The following is a 20102-nucleotide window of genomic DNA, read 5'->3' on the forward strand; positions in this document are numbered from 1 at the left end:
ATTTTGTTGACGGCTTTTGACCGCATCAGACAGACGAAAATGCCACGGTAACTTCATTACGATAATAAATAATCAATGATTAAACTTTCGAGTATCACCAAAGTGTTCCATCAGGGGACTCACACCATTCAGGCGTTGAACAACGTTAGCCTGCATGTCCCTGCCGGACAAATTTATGGCGTTATCGGTGCCTCAGGAGCCGGTAAAAGCACACTGATCCGCTGCGTAAACCTGCTGGAGCGCCCGACGGAAGGGAGCGTTCAGGTCGGTGGACAAGAGCTGACCACGCTATCTGAATCTGAGCTAACCAAAGCGCGTCGCCAGATTGGCATGATTTTCCAGCACTTTAACCTGCTGTCCTCCCGTACCGTTTTTGGTAACGTCGCTCTGCCACTGGAACTCGACAACACGCCGAAAGAAGAGGTTAAGCGTCGCGTGACAGAACTGCTCGATCTCGTGGGACTGGGTGATAAGCACGACAGCTACCCTGCAAACCTGTCCGGTGGTCAGAAGCAGCGTGTCGCCATCGCCCGTGCGCTGGCAAGCCAGCCCAAAGTACTGCTGTGCGACGAAGCCACCAGCGCGCTGGATCCTGCCACCACTCGCTCCATCCTCGAACTGCTGAAAGACATTAACCGTCGTCTTGGCCTGACCATTCTGCTGATTACGCACGAGATGGACGTGGTTAAGCGGATCTGCGACTGCGTGGCCGTTATCAGTAATGGTGAACTGATTGAGCAAGATACCGTCAGCGAAGTGTTTTCACACCCAAAAACGCCTCTGGCGCAAAAGTTTATTCAGTCAACGCTGCACCTGGATATTCCGGAAGATTATCTGGCGCGGCTCAAGGCGGAATCGACAGCCGACAGCGTCCCGATGCTACGCATGGAATTTACCGGTCAGTCGGTTGATGCTCCGCTGCTTTCCGAAACGGCGCGCCGCTTTAACGTGAATAACAACATTATCAGCGCGCAGATGGATTACGCTGGCGGCGTGAAGTTCGGCATCATGCTGACTGAAATGCACGGCACACAAGAAGAAACGCAGGCCGCAATTGCCTGGCTGCAAGAACACCATGTAAAAGTAGAGGTACTGGGTTATGTCTGAGCCGATGATGTGGCTGCTGGTTCGTGGCGTCTGGGAAACGCTGGCGATGACCTTCGTATCGGGTTTCTTTGGTTTTGTGATCGGTCTACCCGTTGGCGTACTGCTATACGTGACGCGCCCCGGACAAATCATTGAGAACGCGAAGCTCTACCGCACCCTGTCTGCGGTTGTGAACATCTTCCGTTCGATTCCGTTCATTATTCTGCTGGTATGGATGATTCCGTTCACTCGCGTAATTGTCGGGACGTCAATCGGTTTGCAGGCCGCGATTGTCCCACTCACCGTCGGTGCTGCGCCATTTATCGCGCGTATGGTGGAAAACGCCCTGCTCGAAATCCCGACGGGGCTGATTGAAGCCTCGCGCGCAATGGGCGCAACACCGCTGCAAATTGTACGCAAAGTGCTGCTGCCGGAAGCCCTACCAGGGCTGGTGAACGCGGCGACCATTACGCTGATTACACTGGTCGGCTATTCCGCTATGGGGGGTGCCGTGGGTGCCGGCGGTCTTGGACAGATAGGCTATCAGTACGGCTACATTGGATACAATGCTACTGTTATGAATACGGTACTGGTATTACTCGTTGTTCTGGTTTATTTAATTCAGTTCGCGGGCGATCGCATCGTCCGGACTGTGACGCACAAGTAACGTTCTACAAAACACAAATATCACATTAAGGAAATAAGCATGGCGTTCAAATTCAAAACCATTGCGGCAGTAGGCGCCCTGATTGGTTCACTGGCACTCGTGGGTTGCGGTCAGGATGAAAAAGATCCAAACCACATCAAAGTCGGCGTGATTGTCGGTGCGGAACAACAGGTTGCTGAAGTCGCACAAAAAGTCGCAAAAGAAAAATACGGTCTGGACGTTGAGCTGGTGACCTTCAATGACTACGTTCTGCCGAACGAAGCGCTGAGCAAAGGCGATATCGATGCCAACGCCTTCCAGCACAAACCGTATCTGGATCAGCAGATCAAAGATCGCGGGTACAAACTGGTTGCCGCAGGTAATACCTTCGTTTATCCGATTGCTGGCTACTCAAAAAAAATCAAATCTCTGGATGAACTTCAGGATGGCGCACAGGTAGCGGTTCCGAACGATCCGACCAACCTGGGCCGTTCCCTGCTGCTGCTACAGAAAGTGGGTTTGATCAAACTGAAAGATGGCGTAGGCCTGCTGCCGACTTCACTGGATATCGTCGGAAATCCGAAAAATCTGAAAATCGTCGAACTGGAAGCCCCGCAACTGCCGCGTTCTCTTGATGATGCGCAGATTGCCCTGGCGGTGATCAACACGACCTATGCCAGCCAGATCAACCTGACGCCGGCAAAAGACGGTATCTTTGTTGAAGATAAAGATTCCCCGTACGTTAACCTGATCGTGACCCGTGAAGATAACAAAGACGCGGAGAACGTGAAGAAATTCGTCCAGGCTTATCAGTCTGACGAAGTTTACGAAGCCGCAAACAAAGTCTTCAACGGTGGCGCTGTTAAGGGCTGGTAATTTTTAGGCGCTTTTCACAATCTGTAATATCATTCAGGACGGGCGTTTGCCCGTCTTGTCATTTATGCAAGCTCCTGATTCAATATGTGACAGTTAGATCATTCATTGAGGAAATATTATGCGTGCTTTACCGATCTGTTTATTGGCACTCATGCTGAGCGGCTGTTCTATGCTAAGCAGATCCCCTGTTGAACCCGTTCAAAGCACCGCAACCCCGCCTAAAGCGGAGCCGGAAAAACCGAAAGCGCCGCGCGCGGTCCCCGTCAGAATTTACACCAATGCTGAAGATCTGGTCGGCAAGCCGTTCCGCGATCTCGGCGAAGTAACCGGTGAATCCTGTCAGGCCTCTAATCAGGACTCTCCGCCGAACATCCCGACGGCACGTAAACGCATGCAGATTAATGCGTCGAAAATGAAAGCCAATGCCGTTTTACTGCATAGCTGTGAAGTCACCAGCGGGACACCAGGCTGCTATCGTCAGGCCGTCTGTATTGGTTCTGCGCTCAACATCTCGGCTAAATGAGTCATTTTCAGTTTGAGCAAATCGGTGTCATTCGCTCGCCCTACAAAGAGAAGTTCGCCGTTCCCCGCCAGCCAGGACTGGTAAAAAGCGTCAACGGCGAACTGCACCTGCTGTCGCCCTATAATCAGGCCGATGCGGTACGCGGTCTTGAAGCATTCAGCCACTTATGGGTGATCTTTGTTTTCCATCAGACGATGGAAGGGGGATGGCGCCCAACCGTGCGCCCGCCTCGTCTTGGCGGTAACGCGCGTATGGGCGTATTCGCCACGCGCTCAACGTTTCGCCCCAATCCCGTCGGTATGTCGCTGGTCGAACTGAAAGGCATTGTCTGTCAGAAAGATCAGGTTATTCTGCAACTGGGTAGTCTGGATCTGGTCGACGGTACGCCGGTCATCGACATCAAGCCCTATCTGCCGTTCGCGGAATCTTTGCCGGATGCAACCGCCAGCTACGCACAACAGGCACCTCAGGCCGAAATGGCGGTGAGTTTTACCGACGAGATTGAACAACAGTTTCCTGCGCTGGAAAAGCATTACCCCCTGCTGAAAACGTTTATTCGCGATGTGCTGGCGCAGGACCCGCGTCCAGCCTATCGGAAAGGGGAAGAGACAGGCAAAACCTACGCCGTCTGGCTGCACGATTTCAACGTGCGCTGGCGCGTAACCGAGACGGGTTTCGAAGTCTTTGCACTAGAACCCCGCTAATTTCACGCCCTTCTCTTTTGACATCCCTTTCTCGCTGGTAAACTGAGTTACTTTTTTTGTGTCAGGCTCGCATTGAGCCTGTTCGATCGTTCAACTGGAACCGTAACAACATGCGTACTAGCCAATACCTGCTCTCCACTCTGAAGGAGACACCTGCCGACGCCGAGGTTATCAGCCATCAGCTGATGCTGCGCGCCGGGATGATCCGCAAGCTGGCCTCCGGGTTATACACCTGGCTGCCGACCGGCGTGCGCGTCCTGAAAAAAGTCGAGAACATCGTGCGTGAAGAGATGAACAACGCCGGTGCCATCGAGGTGTCTATGCCAGTCGTTCAGCCTGCTGACCTGTGGCAAGAGAGTGGTCGTTGGGAACAGTACGGTCCGGAGCTGCTGCGTTTTGTTGACCGTGGCGAGCGTCCGTTCGTACTCGGCCCAACGCACGAAGAAGTGATCACCGACCTGATTCGTAATGAGCTCAGCTCTTACAAACAGTTGCCGCTGAACTTCTACCAGATTCAGACGAAATTCCGTGACGAAGTGCGTCCGCGTTTCGGCGTGATGCGCTCCCGTGAATTCCTGATGAAAGATGCCTACTCTTTCCATACTTCTCAGGAATCGCTGCAGGAAACCTACGACGCGATGTACGCGGCTTATAGCAAGATCTTCAGCCGTATGGGGCTGGATTTCCGCGCGGTGCAGGCTGACACCGGTTCTATCGGCGGCAGCGCCTCGCACGAATTCCAGGTACTGGCGCAGAGCGGTGAAGACGATGTGATCTTCTCTGACTCCTCTGATTATGCGGCCAACATTGAATTTGCTGAAGCTGTTGCGCCGAAAGAACCGCGTGCCGCGGCAACGCAGGAGATGACGCTGGTTGATACGCCGAATGCGAAAACCATCGCCGAGCTGGTTGAACAGTTTAATCTGCCTGTCGAAAAAACCGTTAAAACTCTGCTGGTAAAAGCAGTGGAAGACAGCAAGTCTCCGCTGGTCGCGCTGCTGGTTCGTGGCGATCATGAGCTGAACGAAGTCAAAGCGGAAAAACTGCCGCAGGTTGCCAGCCCGCTGACGTTCGCCACCGAAGAAGAGATCCGCGCGCTGGTGAAAGCCGGTCCGGGTTCCCTGGGTCCGGTGAACATGCCGGTGCCGGTGATTATCGACCGTACCGTGGCTGTAATGAGTGATTTCGCGGCGGGCGCTAACGTGGATGGTAAACACTACTTCGGTATCAACTGGGATCGCGATGTCGCAACCCCAGAAATTGCTGATATCCGTAATGTTGTCGCCGGCGATCCGAGCCCGGATGGTAAAGGCACGCTGCTTATCAAACGCGGTATCGAAGTCGGTCACATCTTCCAGTTGGGCACCAAATATTCGGAAGCAATGAAAGCCTCCGTTCAGGGTGAAGATGGCCGCAATCAGATCCTGACCATGGGCTGCTACGGTATCGGGGTTACACGTGTAGTGGCGGCTGCCATTGAACAGAACTACGACGATCGCGGCATCGTCTGGCCTGACGCCATCGCCCCATTCCAGGTCGCGATTCTGCCGATGAACATGCACAAGTCCTATCGCGTGCAGGAACTGGCTGAAAAACTGTATGCCGAGCTGCGTGCGCAAGGCATTGAAGTGCTAATGGATGACCGTAAAGAGCGTCCTGGCGTGATGTTCGCGGATATGGAACTGATCGGTATTCCGCACACTATCGTGCTGGGCGACCGTAACCTCGACAACGACGATATTGAATACAAATACCGTCGCAATGGCGAGAAACAGCTGATTAAAACCGGCGACATCGTCAACTATCTGGTTAAACAGATTAAAGGCTGATGTCATAAGAGGCTCTGATTTTCAGGGCCTCTTTTTTACATGGATTGTATAAAATGGCTAAACCAACGGCGTATTACCGCCTGTTCCTCCCTTGCCTTCTTTTGCTTTCGGCCTGCACCGTTGACGTCAGCCCACCGAATAAATCCGCCACCGCCATTGATGCGCAATCCAAAAAATGGGCGGTTAAATTCCAGCGCCAAAGCTCATTCACGAATAAAGCACTGGTCGAAATTACTGATACCGAACTTAAGCCAGGCGATCTCCTGTTCTCCTCCAGCCTTGGGGTCACCTCATTAGGCATCCGCGCGTTCAGTAACGCTTCCGTAAGCCACGTTGCCGTTTATCTGGGAAATAATGAAGTGGCAGAAGCCACCGGGGCTGGCGTGCAAATCGTTTCACTCGAACAGGCGATGAAGCATAGCGATAAGCTTTTTGCCCTGAGAGTTCCTGAACTGACCCCGCAACAGGCCGCGGAGATCAAAACCTTCGCCTATAAAATCAAAAACAGCGGCTACAACTATCGCGGTATCGTGGAATTCATTCCGTTTATGATGACCCGCCAGATGTGTTCGCTTAACCCCTTCTCCGAAGATTTCCGGCAGCAGTGTGTCAGCGGACTGGCGAAAGCGCAGCTGAGCGATCCCCGAGCGGGAGAGAAAACGGCGTGGTTTTGTTCCGAATTCGTAACCGATGCGTTTGCTAAAGCGGGACATCCGCTAACTCTGGCGCAGTCGGGCTGGATAAGCCCTGCCGACCTGATGCACATGCGGGAAGGCGACCTTGCCGCGTTTAAGCCAGAAACGCAGCTTCGCTATGTCGGTCATTTGAAGTTAGGGATTTATATCAAGACGGGACGTTTTGTAGGACTGACGCGCTAAGCAGCAGGCGCCATAGCATCACCGCAGGTAAGACGATAGCGGTCCGGAGACCGGACCGCTATCTTTCAGTCTGCCACTCAGTCGGTGCAGCTCTTACCCGGGATAAATTTAATCTCTTTATCGGCCATCAGCGTTTTCACAGGCTCATGAGTATCCGGATTCGCCTCCAGCGTGAAGTGCCCTTCGACAGACAACAGCACCGGTTTTTCACTGGCGCCACGCGCCGCAAGATAACCGCGTTCCAGCTCGGCGTTACTGGCAACGGATACCCGCTTTCCTGTCGCGCAGTCGGTGAAGGTTGCGGCATCCGCCATATAGAAATACATGCCACGCATCGCCATCGGCGTCACTGGCAAGCTCGATTTCACAGGCGCAAGCGTATAGTTAAACTGAGACTCGATAGGGTTACCTTCCCGATCCAGCATCTCCAGCGCTTCTCCTTTCGCACGATAGTAGGATTTCTCGCCCTGACTGTCGGTCAGCACCAGTTTATCGGCCGTACGCGCCCAGGTGCCGTAGGAGGCAAAAGAAGACGGCTCTTCACGTACGCCCTGATAGCGTTCGTTCATTACCCATGTGCCATCTTTCTCCAGAAACAGGGACGTCTCAATTCCCTCGCAGTCGGCACAAGGTAGAATGCCTCGCCAGCTTTGCTGCATCGGTTTTAATTCTGCAACCTGAGTCGGCTGGATAACGTCAACGTCTGAACGGTTATTACAACCAATCAATGCGAAGAGCGTAAACGCCGCCATCGCTGAAAGTAGTGTTTTTTTCACCCTGACTCCCTATCCATTTTTATTCCTGCCCGTCAGTCATCGCGACGGACTTTCCCGCGAAGGGCTTTTACTGAGGATTTCTGCGCCTTCGAATTTAATCTTCGTTCTTTCGATGCCCGCGTTGGTCGGGTTGCGCGTCGGCTTTTTTGTTCTGCGGTGAGTTCTTTTATGACCGCCACCAGCCTGGCAAGCGCCGCTTCCCGGTTGAGTTCCTGGTTGCGGTATTCCTGCGCCTTAATAATCATCACGCCATCGGCCGTAATCAGATGATGGCTGGCGGCCAGCAGACGTTCCTTATAATACTCTGGCAGGCTGGAGGCCCGAATGTCAAAACGCAAATGTATCGCCGTTGAGGTCTTATTGACGTGCTGTCCCCCTGCGCCCTGAGCTCGAATGGCGGTGATCTCCAGCTCATCGTCAGGGATTGAGACAGTTCGCGAAATGACGATCATGCCGGCTGATGCCACGACGTCAGATGAATTTCCAGATTATTCTGAGAATCAGACAGCCAGATAGCACCATCCTGAATCGTCGCCTGTAGTGTCATGGTACGGTTCGCAAAGGCGCTGAGCTGGGCCAGTTGTTCATCATCCAGATACCAGACCGTGAGATTCGAAAACTGCGCGCATTTACTCTGGTTTTGCTGCCACCAGATCTGCGCTGCCCGACTGTTATAGGCAAACAGCGCCACGTCGGCGGCCTGCGTGCACGCCTTCTTAATACGCCTTTCATCCGGCAATCCCAGCTCGACCCACAGGTCGATACCCAGATGATCGTTACGCAACCATGCTTCCGGCTCATCCTCCGCGCTTAAGCCACGCGTAAACTGGAGACGCTCATCCGCATACTTAATCCACGCCAGCAGACGCAGCATCATGCGCTCCTGGGTTTCAGAGGGGTGACGCGCCAGCGTCAACGCCGCATCAAGAAACTGGTTACGGTCAAGGTCCGCCACGTTAACAACGGCTTTATAAATTGTCGCTTTAAGCGCCATGGAAAAACTCCTTTCGAATCAGGCGATCATTGTAGCGAAAATGAAGCCAAAAGGCTGTCAGAGGATCATCTATCAAGGCGCTGATATTGCGCGAATGGCTGTGGTATAGTCACCTTGCTAAACAGAGTTTATCTTCGTAGGCTTAGACTTGCATCCACGGTTAAGTCAGAATGCTGACAGGAGGGCATGTGGAAAAATATTGTGAGTTAATACGCAAGCGGTATGCGGAAATCGCCAGCGGAGACTTAGGGTATATCCCGGATGCGCTGGGTTGCGTATTGAAGGTGCTTAATGAAATCGCGGCAGACAGTGCCCTTTCAGAGTCGGTCAGGGAAAAGGCGGCCTATGCTGCGGCGAACTTACTGGTGAGCGATTATGTCAATGAATGATACATACCAACCCATCAACTGTGATGACTACGACAACCTCGAGCTCGCCTGCCAGCATCATTTATTACTGACGCTGGAACTGAAAGATGGTGAAGTTTTGCAGGCGAAAGCCAACGATCTGGTTTCGCGGAAAAACGTGGAATATCTGATCACCGAGGTTGCGGGTGAAACGCGCGAGCTTCGTCTCGATAAAATTGTCAGCTTCAGCCATCCGGAAATCGGTACCGTGGTGGTTAGCGAATCCTGAATATGTGTTGCCGGATGGCGGTGCAAGCACCTTATCCGGCCTACGCGCCATGCGATACGTAGGCCTGATAAGCGCAGCGTCATCAGGCATTTCAGATGCTCTTATCCCACACCAATTTCACCCCTGATTCCCCCTCTGTAAGCCCCTCACGCGTGACAAATACCCCAGCGGCCGCAATCAGCGTTTCACCGTAAAACAGCAACGGCGTGGTATCTCGTCGCCAGGAAGGCACATTCAGCTCCTGCCAGATTTTCTTTAACTTACGCCCACCGTTGCGGCCAACAATATGCAGCATTCCGGATGCTTTAAAACGGATGCTGACGCATTCATCCTCGCGGGGCATGCGCAATTCGCCACCCGGTTGTAGCCGGAGATAGCCCAGACCGGCAGGCAGCGTGAGCGGCATCTGCCAGCAAGGCCAGGGCAGTATGGTCTCACTCTGCCCGACAGCAGATTTAATCCACCACAGTTGCCCCTGATAACGTCGCACTTCATAGTCGCCAAAGCGCAGACACGGTGAAGCATCTTCACGCGCCAGCGCCACCTCCTGCCAGAGACGGTCAAGTCCATCGCGTGAAGGCATTGGCGCATTTTGCGCAGCCAGCCAGCGGCGAAGCAGCGCTGCACGCCGGACACGGCTCATTGCCATGAGTGGCGTAAGCACCAGCGTTCCGTTTGCCGTGGTGCAACCAGACAGTTCATCGGCAAGCAGTTCATCCAGCAGACTCTCCTGCTCGGCGCACAGCGCGGCGCTGCGCGCTGTGGCATCAGCGAAATGCGGCCAGCGCTGTTGCAGAAGCGGCAGAACCTGCAAACGCAGGAAGTTGCGATCGTAGGCGTCATCCTGATTGCTTTCATCTTCAATCCAGCGAAGCTGATATTGCCTTGCCCATTGCTCCAACGCCGCACGGGTTTGCGTCAGCAGCGGACGGATGAGTTGCGTGCCGGCAAACGCAGAAATCTCCGCCATCGCAGACAGCCCCGCCGGGCCGCTGCCGCGTTTGAGCGCCAGTAAAAAAGTTTCACACTGATCGTCAAGATGCTGGGCGGTCGCCAGCACTTCACCGGGCAACAACGCGTCGGCAAACGCCTGATACCGCGCCTGTCGGGCATGAGCTTCAATCCCCAGTCCCGCGTCCGCCAGCGTTACCCGCTCCACCACCAGCGGTACCTGCCATTGCGCACAGACGGCTTCACAATGCGCCACCCACGCATCGGCGTGAACGTTTAACCCATGATGGATGTGAATTGCGCGAAGTGAGAGCGTCGGTTGCTGCGCCCGCCATTGCACCAGTTGGTGCAGGAGCACGGTAGAGTCCAGACCGCCGCTAAAAGCGACCAGTATCTGTCGGGAGGTGAAAAGCGAAGTGTTCAGCGTGAGTGTTGTCATAGCGGTTATTTACAGTGACGTTGCCCGGCACGTTACCGGGCAATCGCCGCAATAACAAGTCTTACTGCTCATACAGTTCGAGCGGCAGGCCATCCGGGTCTTTAAAAAAGGTGAAGCGCTTGTTGGTGAAGGGATCGATGCGGATGGCTTCGCAACTGACGTGATTTTCCTTCAGATGCGCAACCGCGTTATCCAGGTCATCCACGCTGAACGCCAGATGGCGCAATCCGCAGGCTTCCGGGCGACCTGGACGTGCTGGCGGGAAAGGAAATGAAAAAAGCTCAATCACATATTGTCCGTTTAGCGCCAGATCACCCTTCCACGAGTCTCGTTCTTCGCGATAGGCTTCGCTCATCAGCGTAAACCCCAGAATATCGCAATAGAAGGACTTACTCGCGGCATAGTCTGTCGCAATAATCGCAATATGGTGAACCTGTTTTAATCCCAGCATAGTGTCTTCATCTCCTTTATTTATCATCAGCACGTTACCCGCCAGAGGGCGCGGAAGGCAAGCTGTCATGCTGTTTTTAAGACTCGTACGTGGTATACGCCATCGTCATCCTGCTTCGCCCCGTGAATATCCGTTTCAAAGCCCGGATAGTGGTGGCCGACGGAACAGAGCATCAACAGGAAATCGAGCACTGCGCGACTCTGCTCGGTGATCATTTCTCCCGGCATCAGCAGCGGAACGCCAGGGGGATACGGCAGGATCATATTCGCTGACACACGTCCCACCAGCTGATCGAGAGTCACCGTTTCGACTTCGCCTTTGATCTGCCGTTGCCAGGCCTGATGCGGCGTCATGATCATTTCCGGCAGCGTATCAAACGCTCGCAACATCAGTCCGGAAAGATCGTGCTGGCGAATGAGCTTATGGATCCCTTGCGCCAGATCCTGGATACGCATGTGACGATAAAAATCAGGATCTTCCGCATACAGATCCGGCAGCATATTCTTCACACGCAAATTGAGATCGTAAGAGCGTTTAAATTCGGTCAGGCCACGCAACAACCCCATCGCCCGGGTTTTATCAATCCCGATGCTAAAGAGAAACAGCAGGTTGTACGGGCCGGTTTTCTCCACTACCACGCCGCGCTCATCGAGGAATTTTGCCACCAGCGCGGCGGGGATCCCTTCGTCACTCATCTTCCCCTGCTCATCCATACCGGGAGTCAGGATAGTCACTTTTACCGGGTCGAGGAACATATGGTCGTCGTCGGCATCGGTAAATCCGTGCCAGTCTTCACCTGGCGCAACCGGCCAGCACGCCGCTTCATCAACCTCTTCTGGCTGCCAGATATCAAAGAACCAACCATCAGACTCTTCACGCAACCGCTGTACCTCTTTGCGAAAATGCAGCGCACGCTCTACCGAGCGGTTGATTAACCGCCGACCCGAATTTCCACGCAACATCGCCGCCGCCGTTTCGATGGAGGCAACAATGGGATAGCTCGGTGAGGTAGAGGTGTGCATCATAAAGGCTTCGTTGAAGGTCTCTTCGTCATATTCCCCTTTAATATGGATAAGCGACGCCTGCGACAACGCCGCCAGCATTTTGTGAGTGGATTGCGTCTCAAAAATCACCTTGCCAGGCACTCGCTCACCGCTCATCCCGCTTTTCCCCTGATAAATGGGATGGAAGTGGGTATACGGCACCCAGGCAGAATCGAAGTGGATAGAGGGAACATCCAGCGTCTGTTTGATCCAGTTGGTGTTATACAGCAGTCCGTCATAGGTTGAGTTGGTTATCACGGCATGAACCGGCCACTGTGCCTGGGTCGTGGCGGCAACTTTGCTCGCAATACTCTCGTGCGTAAACTCGCGCTTAGGAATGCCGCCCAGAATGCCGAGCGCGTTACGCGTCGGTTTCAGCCAGATTGGGACCACGTCGCTCATCATCAACAAATGCGCCAGCGACTTATGGCAGTTGCGGTCAATCAGCAGCGTACTGCCGGTCGGCGCGGCGTACATCCCCACAATTTTGTTTGAGGTAGAGGTGCCGTTGGTCACCATGTAACTCTGCTCTGCACCGAAGGTTCTGGCAATGTACTCTTCGGCCTCCAGATGCGGTCCGGTGTGGTCGAGTAACGAACCCAGCTCAGTGACCGATATCGACACATCTGCTTTTAGGGTATTGCCGCCGAAAAAGTCATAGAACAAGCAGCCAACCGGGCTTTTTTGATAGGCCGTTCCAGCCATGTGCCCCGGCGTACAGAAGGTGTACTTCCCCTCTTTCACGTAAGTGAACAGCGCCCTGGTGAAGGGCGGCGTGATATTGTCGAGGTACTCGTTGGTGTACTGGCGAATGCGCGTCGCAATATCTTCCGCCTGCCCCAGCGCATACTCAAAAAACCATAACGCCATGCGCATATCGTGAACGCTGACGTCCATGGTTGAATGCGTGTTGATAAACGCATACAGCGGTAAATACTCATTAAGCTGGTTAATCTCGCTGCACAGATCGAGACTGTACTCATCCCAGTCAAAAATTACCCCGCAGATGCGCGGGTTGTGTTCGATAAATTTCAGCAGGTCGACGCTGTTCTGTGGCCAGATTATCTGAAATCCCTGTGATTGCAGCGCACGCTCAAGCTCCTTGATGGGCTCATCTTTATAAAAAACCCCGTGCGGCCCCATGATGGCGATGATGTTCATGCGTTCCTCCTGGAAAAACCTACGCTAATCATAGCGGGTTCAAACCACAGGTAAAAAAAAGGGCCACAATTTGTGGCCCTTTTCGGAATGGTCAACGTTTATGCGTAACCGTAGCTCATCAGACGCTGATAGCGACGGTTTTTCAAATCTTCGGTGCTCAGTACATCGAGATCGGCAAGATCGGCCAGCAGTTGCGCTTTCAGCGAAGCCGCCATCACTTCCGGGTTGCGGTGCGCACCGCCCAGTGGTTCAGGGATGATGGAATCAATCAGCTTCAGCTCTTTCAGACGCGGAGCGACGATACCCATTGCTTCAGCGGCCAACGGCGCTTTGTCCGCGCTTTTCCACAGAATGGACGCACAGCCTTCCGGGGAGATCACGGAATAGGTGCTGTATTGCAGCATATTCACTTTGTCACCCACGCCGATTGCCAGCGCGCCACCGGATCCCCCTTCACCGATCACGGTGCAGATAACCGGAACGCTCAGACGTGACATTTCACGCAGGTTTCGTGCGATAGCTTCAGACTGACCGCGCTCTTCCGCACCGACGCCTGGATAGGCACCCGGCGTGTCGATAAAGGTAATGATCGGCATGTGGAAACGCTCGGCCATTTCCATCAGACGCAGCGCTTTACGATAGCCTTCCGGCGCCGGCATACCAAAGTTACGACGGATTTTTTCTTTGGTCTCGCGGCCTTTCTGATGACCAATGATCATCACCGGACGACCGTCCAGACGCGCGATGCCGCCGACGATAGCTTTATCGTCGGCATAGGCGCGATCGCCCGCCAGTTCGTCAAATTCATCAAACGCCAGGCGAACATAATCCAGGGTGTAAGGACGCTGCGGATGGCGTGCCAGTTGGGCAACCTGCCATGCGCCAAGATCGGCGAAGATTTTGCGCGTCAGCTCTACGCTCTTTTCACGCAGGCGATGCACTTCTTCATCGATGTTAATATCCAGTTTCTCGTCCTGACGGCTCACCGCAGTCAGAGAATCGATTTTTGCTTCCAGCTCTGCAATCGGCTGTTCAAAATCAAGGAAATTCAGACTCATAGTATTCCTGTATTAGTCAAACTCCAGTTCCACCTGCTCCGAACCAATGAGGCCACGGAGATCGTTTAGCAAACGATCGCTCGGAGAGACACGCCACGTTGCGCCAAAACGCAACCGCGCACGTGCATCCGCCCTCTGATAGTAGAGATGTACTGGAATTGTCCCCGAGCGGTGGGGTTCCAGAGACTGACGGAGTCGGTTTAAAAGCTGGTCATCAATTTGCCTGTCCGTCAGCGAGATAGCAAGCCCGCGAGCATATTTTTCCCGGGCTTCGTCAATATCCATCACTTCGCGGGCGGTCATTTTAAGCCCCCCGCTGAAGTCATCAAAGCTGACCTGTCCGCTGACGATAAGTATGCGGTCTTTTTCCAGCAATTGCTGGTATTTATCCAGGGCGTCGGTAAATAACATCACCTCCAGACGTCCGGAACGGTCATCCAGCGTACAGATGCCGATACGATTGCCGCGCTTGGTGACCATAACCCTTGCGGCAATGACGAGCCCCGCAGCCGTGGTCACTTTACCACGTTCTGTCGGATGCATGTCTTTCAGCCGGTAGCCTCCGACATAGCGCTCAATTTCTTTCAAATACTGATTGATAGGGTGACCCGTCAGGTACAGCCCCAACGTTTCACGTTCCCCATCTAACACCACCTGTTCCGGCCACGGCTGGCAGCTGGCGTAGGACTGTTCAATTTGCTCCGGCTCTTCTGCCAGCACACCGAACATATCCGCCTGGCCAATCGCTTCCGCTTTCGCGTGCTGGTCGGCGGCTTTCAGCGCATCGCCCAGCGAGTTCATCAGTGCGGCGCGATGCGGCCCCAGCCTGTCAAACGCCCCGGACATGATCAGTTTTTCCAGCACCCGACGGTTGAGCTTTTTGGTATCGGTGCGCGCGCAAAGATCGAACAACTCGCGGAAGTAGCCGCCGTTGTTACGCGCCTCAATGATCGCCTCGATCGGACCTTCCCCCACGCCTTTGATCGCGCCGATACCGTAAACAATCTCGCCGTCGTCGTTGACGTGGAAGTGATACAGCCCGGAGTTGATATCGGGCGGCAGGATCTTCAGCCCCATGCGCCAGCATTCGTCCACCAGTCCAACCACCTTCTCGGTGTTGTCCATATCAGCGGTCATGACCGCCGCCATAAACTCGGCAGGATAGTGTGCTTTCAGCCACAGCGTCTGGTAAGAGACCAGCGCGTAGGCAGCAGAGTGCGATTTGTTAAATCCGTACCCGGCGAATTTCTCCACCAGGTCGAAGATTTTCATTGCCAGTTCGCCGTCAACGCCGTTCTTTATCGCCCCTTCTTCGAAGGTGCCGCGCTGCTTGGCCATCTCTTCCGGCTTTTTCTTACCCATCGCACGACGCAGCATGTCCGCGCCGCCAAGGGTATAGCCAGAGAGCACCTGAGCAATCTGCATGACCTGTTCCTGATACAGGATGATGCCGTAGGTCGGCTCCAGTACCGGTTTCAGGCTTTCGTGTTGCCACTGCACGTCAGGATAGGAAATCTCTTCACGCCCGTGCTTACGGTCGATGAAGTTATCCACCATCCCGGACTGCAACGGCCCCGGACGGAACAAGGCCACCAGGGCTATCATATCTTCGAAGCAGTCAGGCTGCAGACGCTTAATCAGGTCTTTCATGCCGCGGGATTCAAGCTGGAAGACCGCCGTAGTTTCCGAGCGTTGCAGCATATCGAAACTTTTCTTGTCGTCCAGCGGGATAGCGGCAATATCCAGCGGCGGCTCGCCGTGCTTCTCGCGGCGGGCGTTGATCATCTCCAGCGCCCAGTTGATGATGGTGAGCGTACGCAGGCCGAGGAAGTCGAACTTCACGAGGCCGGCATATTCCACATCGTTTTTATCAAACTGGGTAACCGGATGCAGCCCCTGTTCATCACAGTACAGCGGCGCAAAATCGGTGATTTTCGTCGGTGCGATAACCACCCCACCGGCATGTTTACCGGCGTTACGGGTCACGCCTTCCAGCTTACGCGCCATGTCGATCAGCGCTTTAACTTCTTCATCTGCCTCGTAAATTTCTGGCAGTTGCGGTTCAGCTTCGAAGGCTTTCGCCAGCGTCATCCCAGGATCAGGCGGTACCAGCTTCGAAATCCTGTCGACAAAACCATACGGATGGCCCAGTACACGGCCCACGTCGCGAATAACCGCTTTCGCCGCCATCGTACCGAAGGTAATTATCTGCGATACCGCATCACGACCGTACATGTCCGCAACGTGTTCAATCACCTGGTCGCGTTTCTCCATACAGAAGTCAACGTCGAAGTCAGGCATGGAGACACGTTCCGGGTTAAGGAAACGTTCGAACAGCAGGTCAAATTCCAGCGGATCGAGGTCGGTGATTTTCAGCGCATAGGCCACCAGCGATCCCGCACCGGAACCACGGCCAGGGCCTACCGGCACGCCGTTGTCTTTCGACCACTGGATAAACTCCATCACGATGAGGAAGTAGCCTGGGAACCCCATCTGGTTGATCACCTGTAGCTCAATGTCCAGGCGTTCATCGTACGGCGGACGTTTCTCTTTCCGCTCGGCTTCATCCGGGAACAAGAATTCCAGACGCTCTTCCAGACCCTCTTTCGATTTCTGTACCAGGAAATCTTCCGTGGTCATATCGCCGGTCGGGAACTGCGGCAGGAAGTATTCGCCCAGACGCACCGTTACGTTGCAGCGTTTGGCAATTTCGACGGTGTTTTCCAGCGCTTCCGGAATGTCGGAGAAGAGCTCGCACATCTCCTCTTCCGAGCGCATATACTGCTGCGCCGAATAGTTGCGCGGACGCTTGGGATCGTCGAGTGTAAAGCCATCGTGAATGGCGACGCGGATTTCATGCGCGTCAAAGTCTTCACTGTTGATAAAGCGCACGTCGTTGGTGGCCACCACCGGCAACCCCCGCGATTCCGCCAACTTAACGGCCGCATGCAGATAGGTCTCTTCATCCGGTCGACCGGTACGGATCAGCTCAAGGAAGTAACAGTCCGGGAAGTGCTCTTCGTAGAAAGCGACACACTCTTCCACCAGCGCGCTATTGCCGCGCAGCAGGCTACGCCCGACGTCACCCATTCGGCCGCCGGAGAGCAGGATCAACCCTTCTTTCAGCTCGATCAGCCAGTCGCGGTCGATGATCGGCCCCGCCGCACCATAACCGCGCTGATAGGCTTTGGAGATCAGCAGGGTGAGATTTTGATAACCGGTGTTATTCGCGGCGAGTACCGTCAGATGCGTGAGTTCATCGCCCATCTGCTCACTCTGAACATGGAAGTCAGCGCCAACAATGGGTTTAATCCCTGCGCCATGACCCGCTCCGTAGAACTTCACCAGACCACAGAGGTTCGTAAAATCGGTGATCGCCAGTGCAGGCATGCCTAACGCGGCCGCCTTTTTCACCAGCGGCCCGGTTTTCGCCAGCCCATCGATCATGGAATAGTCGCTGTGCACCCGCAGGTGGACGAAACGAGGTTCAGACATCTTCAGATTCCTTCAACACAAGAATCAGGACGCGAGTCCCAGTGCGCGTTTAACGGGAGCAAAACTACGTCGGTGATGCTCCGTTGCGCCATGTTCAGCCAGTTTTTCCAGATGGAAAGCGGTTGGATACCCTTTGTGTTGGGCAAAACCATATTGCGGGAAAACGATATCCAGCTCGGCCATTTCGGCGTCACGCGTGACTTTTGCAAGAATAGACGCGGCGCTGATTTCCGCCACCCGACTGTCGCCCTTCACCACCGCCAGGGATGGCACAGGCAATGCCGGACAGCGATTGCCATCGATCAGCACATATTCCGGCGCAATATGTAACCCCGCCACCGCTCGCTGCATAGCCAGCATGGTGGCGTGGAGAATATTCAGCTCATCGATTTCGTGTGGTTCTGCACGACCGAGGCTCCAGCTCAACGCTTTTTCTTTGATTTCGTCATACAGCGCCAGACGGCGCTTTTCAGATAATTTTTTGGAATCGTTAAGACCCACAATCGGGCGCGCCGGGTCGAGGATCACGGCAGCAGTGACGACCGCGCCGACCAATGGACCGCGTCCGACTTCATCCACACCCGCCACTAACTGCGTGTGCGGATAAACAAATTCGATCATTGTACTAACTCCAGGACCGCATCCGCCGCCTGCTCATCGGCGTTACAGCGGATCTGCTGATGCAGTTCGCGAAAAGTATCATGCATCGCATGGCTGGTTTTACCGTTGGCCAACAAGGGGAGGAGCGCCTCAGCCAGCTTTTGTGGCTCACACTCTTCCTGCAATAGCTCTTTCACCAGTTCCCTTCCCGCCAGCAGGTTTGGCAGCGAGACATAATCAGTCTTCACCAGTCGCTTCGCCAGCCAGAACGTAAAGGGCTTCATGCGATATCCCACTACCATCGGGCATTTCGCCAGCATGCACTCAAGCGCGGCGGTGCCCGATGCCAGCAATGCTGCATCACTGGCGACCATCGCTTCGCGTCCCATCCCATCCAGCAGGTGAACATGAAGATCGGGTGCAACCTCAGCCTTGATGCGTTCAAACTGTTCGCGGCGTTTGGCATTGACCAATGGCACCACGACTTCAAGGTCAGGGTATGTCTGTCGCAACAGTTGTGCTGTTTTTAAAAAATCGGCACTCAACATTTCGACTTCTGCACCACGGCTACCAGGCAATAACGCCAGGCAGTGGGCATCATGGGAAATACCCAGCACATCCCGCGCCGCGTTTTTATCCGGGTCCAGCGGCATGGCATCCGCCATCGTGTGACCGATAAAACGGCACGGTACATTAAACTTGTCGTAAAACGCTTTTTCGAAAGGCAGAAAAGCCAGAACCATGTTGGTGGATCTGCCTATTTTGAAAACGCGTTTCTGTCGCCACGCCCAGACGGACGGACTGACGTAATGAATCGTTTTGATGCCCTGTTTTTTCAAATTCCCTTCGAGAGTGATATTGAAATCGGGTGCATCGATACCGACGAAAACATCGGGCTGCAACTCGGTGAATCGACGGGTCAGATCGGCGCGGATATACAGCAGACGACGCAGGCGTCCAAGCACTTCCACAATGCCCATCACCGCCAGTTCTTCCATTTCATACCAGGCTTCACAGCCTTCAGCCTGCATGCGCGGGCCGGCGACGCCGACAAAACGCGCATCAGGTACGCGCGCTTTCAGCGCCCGGATTAAGCCAGCACCAAGAATATCGCCGGAGGTTTCTCCGGCGACCAGGGCAATCGTTAAGGGGCGCTGTTCAGCCATTAACGAATCAGTCCGCGCGTTGAGCGGGCAAAGAAATCGCTGAACGCCTGAACTTCCGGATACTGCTTCGCCAGTTCAGCGATTTCCGGTTTCACTTCTTCCAGGGTTTTGCCGCTACGGTACAACGCTTTGTAAGCATTGCGGATAGCGGTGATCGCTTCGCGGGTAAATCCGCGACGCTTCAACCCTTCGATGTTGACGCCAAACGGCGTCGCGTGGTTGCCCTGAGCAATAACGTACGGCGGAACGTCCTGAGCAACGCCAGAACAGCCACCGACCATCACGTGTGCACCAATAATGCAGAACTGATGCACTGCGGTCATGCCACCGATGATGACGTAATCATCCAGCGAAACGTGACCCGCAAGCGTGGCGTTATTTGCCAGAATACAGCGATCCCCTATTGTGCAATCGTGTGCCACGTGGGCATTAATCATCAGTAAGTTATCGCTGCCCACCTTCGTCAATCCACCGCCCTGTACTGTACCACGATGAATGGTAACGCTTTCACGAATGCGGTTACGATCGCCAATTTCCACACGGGTCGGTTCACCCGCATATTTCAGATCCTGGTTCACTTCACCGATGGAGGCGAACTGATATATCTCGTTATCGCGGCCAATTTTAGTATGACCATTCACGACAACGTGAGACTTCAGTACGGTACCTTCACCAATTTCAACATGGGGTCCAACGAGGCAAAAAGGACCAATGTGAACGTTAGCGCCGAGTGAGGCGCCTTCTTCCACAATGGCGGTTGGATGAATAAAGGCGGATTTATCAATCACGT

General features: G+C 54.2%; 20 protein-coding genes. 9 read left to right on the top strand and 11 right to left on the bottom strand.

Annotated features, from left to right (window positions below):
- Positions 1-75 precede the first annotated feature (75 nt).
- From metN to GBC03_24855, 7 genes are all read left to right on the top strand, one after another.
- Entirely contained in the window at positions 76-1107 is a 1032-nt protein-coding gene (metN, locus tag GBC03_24825) for a methionine ABC transporter ATP-binding protein MetN (protein QFS73196.1), read from the top strand.
- On the top strand, positions 1100-1753 hold the full coding sequence (gene metI, locus GBC03_24830; GenBank protein ID QFS73197.1) for a methionine ABC transporter permease MetI: 654 nt from the start codon (positions 1100-1102) through the stop codon (positions 1751-1753). Before metN ends, metI begins: the two co-directional genes overlap by 8 nt.
- A 39-nt stretch (positions 1754-1792) precedes the next feature.
- Positions 1793-2608, top strand: coding sequence for a methionine ABC transporter substrate-binding lipoprotein MetQ (gene metQ / locus GBC03_24835; GenBank protein ID QFS73198.1), 816 nt, complete (start codon positions 1793-1795; stop codon positions 2606-2608).
- A gap of 118 nt (positions 2609-2726) precedes the next feature.
- The gene (rcsF, locus tag GBC03_24840) at positions 2727-3131 is read left to right on the top strand and encodes an Rcs stress response system protein RcsF (GenBank protein ID QFS73199.1); all 405 of its coding nucleotides are present in this window, start codon (positions 2727-2729) and stop codon (positions 3129-3131) included.
- The gene (tsaA, locus tag GBC03_24845; protein ID QFS73200.1) at positions 3128-3835 is read left to right on the top strand and encodes a tRNA (N6-threonylcarbamoyladenosine(37)-N6)-methyltransferase TrmO; all 708 of its coding nucleotides are present in this window, start codon (positions 3128-3130) and stop codon (positions 3833-3835) included. Before rcsF ends, tsaA begins: the two co-directional genes overlap by 4 nt.
- Before the next feature lie 110 nt (positions 3836-3945).
- The gene (gene proS, locus GBC03_24850; protein ID QFS73201.1) at positions 3946-5664 is read left to right on the top strand and encodes a proline--tRNA ligase; all 1719 of its coding nucleotides are present in this window, start codon (positions 3946-3948) and stop codon (positions 5662-5664) included.
- Positions 5665-5717: 53 nt separating this feature from the next.
- Entirely contained in the window at positions 5718-6542 is an 825-nt protein-coding gene (locus GBC03_24855) for a YaeF family permuted papain-like enzyme (GenBank protein ID QFS73202.1), read from the top strand.
- A 77-nt stretch (positions 6543-6619) separates the two neighbouring features.
- Here GBC03_24855 and nlpE read toward each other — a convergent pair whose 3' ends face one another.
- Genes nlpE through GBC03_24870 form a run of 3 tightly spaced genes read right to left on the bottom strand, consistent with a single transcriptional unit; the run spans position 6620 to position 8312 of the window.
- A complete protein-coding gene (gene nlpE, locus GBC03_24860) occupies positions 6620-7318 on the bottom strand; it encodes an envelope stress response activation lipoprotein NlpE (protein QFS73203.1) in 699 nt (232 codons plus the stop codon).
- Between the two features lie 32 nt (positions 7319-7350).
- Positions 7351-7770, bottom strand: a complete 420-nt coding sequence (locus GBC03_24865; GenBank protein ID QFS73204.1) for an aminoacyl-tRNA hydrolase — start codon at positions 7768-7770, stop codon at positions 7351-7353.
- A complete protein-coding gene (locus GBC03_24870; protein ID QFS73205.1) occupies positions 7767-8312 on the bottom strand; it encodes a hypothetical protein in 546 nt (181 codons plus the stop codon). The genes GBC03_24865 and GBC03_24870 overlap by 4 nt, the downstream gene beginning before the upstream one ends.
- 170 nt (positions 8313-8482) lie before the next feature.
- On the opposite strand from GBC03_24870, the gene GBC03_24875 reads away from it, so the two are divergent.
- Both GBC03_24875 and rof read left to right on the top strand, forming a co-directional pair.
- Positions 8483-8701, top strand: a complete 219-nt coding sequence (locus tag GBC03_24875; GenBank protein QFS73206.1) for a hypothetical protein — start codon at positions 8483-8485, stop codon at positions 8699-8701.
- Entirely contained in the window at positions 8688-8948 is a 261-nt protein-coding gene (gene rof / locus GBC03_24880; protein QFS73207.1) for a Rho-binding antiterminator, read from the top strand. The genes GBC03_24875 and rof overlap by 14 nt, the downstream gene beginning before the upstream one ends.
- 91 nt (positions 8949-9039) lie before the next feature.
- On the opposite strand, the gene tilS is transcribed toward rof, so the two are convergent.
- The 8 genes from tilS to lpxA all read right to left on the bottom strand — a co-directional run bounded on the left by tilS (position 9040) and on the right by lpxA (position 20100).
- Positions 9040-10338, bottom strand: a complete 1299-nt coding sequence (gene tilS, locus GBC03_24885) for a tRNA lysidine(34) synthetase TilS (protein ID QFS73208.1) — start codon at positions 10336-10338, stop codon at positions 9040-9042.
- A 61-nt stretch (positions 10339-10399) separates the two neighbouring features.
- Positions 10400-10789: a VOC family protein gene (locus GBC03_24890; protein ID QFS73209.1), complete on the bottom strand. Its 390-nt coding sequence runs from the start codon at positions 10787-10789 to the stop codon at positions 10400-10402.
- Positions 10790-10854: 65 nt separating this feature from the next.
- Positions 10855-12993, bottom strand: a complete 2139-nt coding sequence (ldcC, locus tag GBC03_24895; protein ID QFS73210.1) for a lysine decarboxylase LdcC — start codon at positions 12991-12993, stop codon at positions 10855-10857.
- Between the two features lie 98 nt (positions 12994-13091).
- Complete coding sequence (gene accA / locus GBC03_24900; GenBank protein ID QFS73211.1) at positions 13092-14051, bottom strand: acetyl-CoA carboxylase carboxyl transferase subunit alpha; 960 nt, start codon at positions 14049-14051, stop codon at positions 13092-13094.
- A gap of 12 nt (positions 14052-14063) precedes the next feature.
- Positions 14064-17546, bottom strand: a complete 3483-nt coding sequence (gene dnaE / locus GBC03_24905; GenBank protein QFS73212.1) for a DNA polymerase III subunit alpha — start codon at positions 17544-17546, stop codon at positions 14064-14066.
- Between the two features lie 24 nt (positions 17547-17570).
- Complete coding sequence (gene rnhB / locus GBC03_24910) at positions 17571-18167, bottom strand: ribonuclease HII (protein QFS73213.1); 597 nt, start codon at positions 18165-18167, stop codon at positions 17571-17573.
- Positions 18164-19312 carry a lipid-A-disaccharide synthase gene (lpxB, locus tag GBC03_24915; protein QFS73214.1) on the bottom strand — a complete coding sequence of 383 codons (1149 nt, stop codon included), beginning with the start codon at positions 19310-19312 and terminating at the stop codon, positions 18164-18166. The genes rnhB and lpxB overlap by 4 nt, the downstream gene beginning before the upstream one ends.
- A complete protein-coding gene (gene lpxA / locus GBC03_24920; protein ID QFS73215.1) occupies positions 19312-20100 on the bottom strand; it encodes an acyl-ACP--UDP-N-acetylglucosamine O-acyltransferase in 789 nt (262 codons plus the stop codon). The genes lpxB and lpxA overlap by 1 nt, the downstream gene beginning before the upstream one ends.
- Between the last annotated feature and the right edge of the window lie 2 nt (positions 20101-20102).

This window comes from Citrobacter telavivensis (assembly GCA_009363175.1).
GTDB lineage: Bacteria > Pseudomonadota > Gammaproteobacteria > Enterobacterales > Enterobacteriaceae > Citrobacter_A > Citrobacter_A telavivensis.

Bases quoted from the DNA above. Each gene is read 5' to 3' on its own strand.
- metQ (QFS73198.1), top strand. From the start codon at position 1,793: ATGGCGTTCAAATTCAAAACCATTGCGGCAGTAGGCGCCCTGATTGGT.
- GBC03_24870 (QFS73205.1), bottom strand. From the start codon at position 8,312: ATGGCGCTTAAAGCGACAATTTATAAAGCCGTTGTTAACGTGGCGGAC.
- lpxB (QFS73214.1), bottom strand. From the start codon at position 19,312: ATGGCTGAACAGCGCCCCTTAACGATTGCCCTGGTCGCCGGAGAAACC.
- GBC03_24890 (QFS73209.1), bottom strand. From the start codon at position 10,789: ATGCTGGGATTAAAACAGGTTCACCATATTGCGATTATTGCGACAGAC.
- dnaE (QFS73212.1), bottom strand. From the start codon at position 17,546: ATGTCTGAACCTCGTTTCGTCCACCTGCGGGTGCACAGCGACTATTCC.
- rnhB (QFS73213.1), bottom strand. From the start codon at position 18,167: ATGATCGAATTTGTTTATCCGCACACGCAGTTAGTGGCGGGTGTGGAT.
- ldcC (QFS73210.1), bottom strand. From the start codon at position 12,993: ATGAACATCATCGCCATCATGGGGCCGCACGGGGTTTTTTATAAAGAT.
- metI (QFS73197.1), top strand. From the start codon at position 1,100: ATGTCTGAGCCGATGATGTGGCTGCTGGTTCGTGGCGTCTGGGAAACG.
- GBC03_24875 (QFS73206.1), top strand. From the start codon at position 8,483: ATGCTGACAGGAGGGCATGTGGAAAAATATTGTGAGTTAATACGCAAG.
- rcsF (QFS73199.1), top strand. From the start codon at position 2,727: ATGCGTGCTTTACCGATCTGTTTATTGGCACTCATGCTGAGCGGCTGT.
- tilS (QFS73208.1), bottom strand. From the start codon at position 10,338: ATGACAACACTCACGCTGAACACTTCGCTTTTCACCTCCCGACAGATA.
- tsaA (QFS73200.1), top strand. From the start codon at position 3,128: ATGAGTCATTTTCAGTTTGAGCAAATCGGTGTCATTCGCTCGCCCTAC.
- accA (QFS73211.1), bottom strand. From the start codon at position 14,051: ATGAGTCTGAATTTCCTTGATTTTGAACAGCCGATTGCAGAGCTGGAA.
- GBC03_24865 (QFS73204.1), bottom strand. From the start codon at position 7,770: ATGATCGTCATTTCGCGAACTGTCTCAATCCCTGACGATGAGCTGGAG.
- GBC03_24855 (QFS73202.1), top strand. From the start codon at position 5,718: ATGGCTAAACCAACGGCGTATTACCGCCTGTTCCTCCCTTGCCTTCTT.
- rof (QFS73207.1), top strand. From the start codon at position 8,688: ATGTCAATGAATGATACATACCAACCCATCAACTGTGATGACTACGAC.
- proS (QFS73201.1), top strand. From the start codon at position 3,946: ATGCGTACTAGCCAATACCTGCTCTCCACTCTGAAGGAGACACCTGCC.
- metN (QFS73196.1), top strand. From the start codon at position 76: ATGATTAAACTTTCGAGTATCACCAAAGTGTTCCATCAGGGGACTCAC.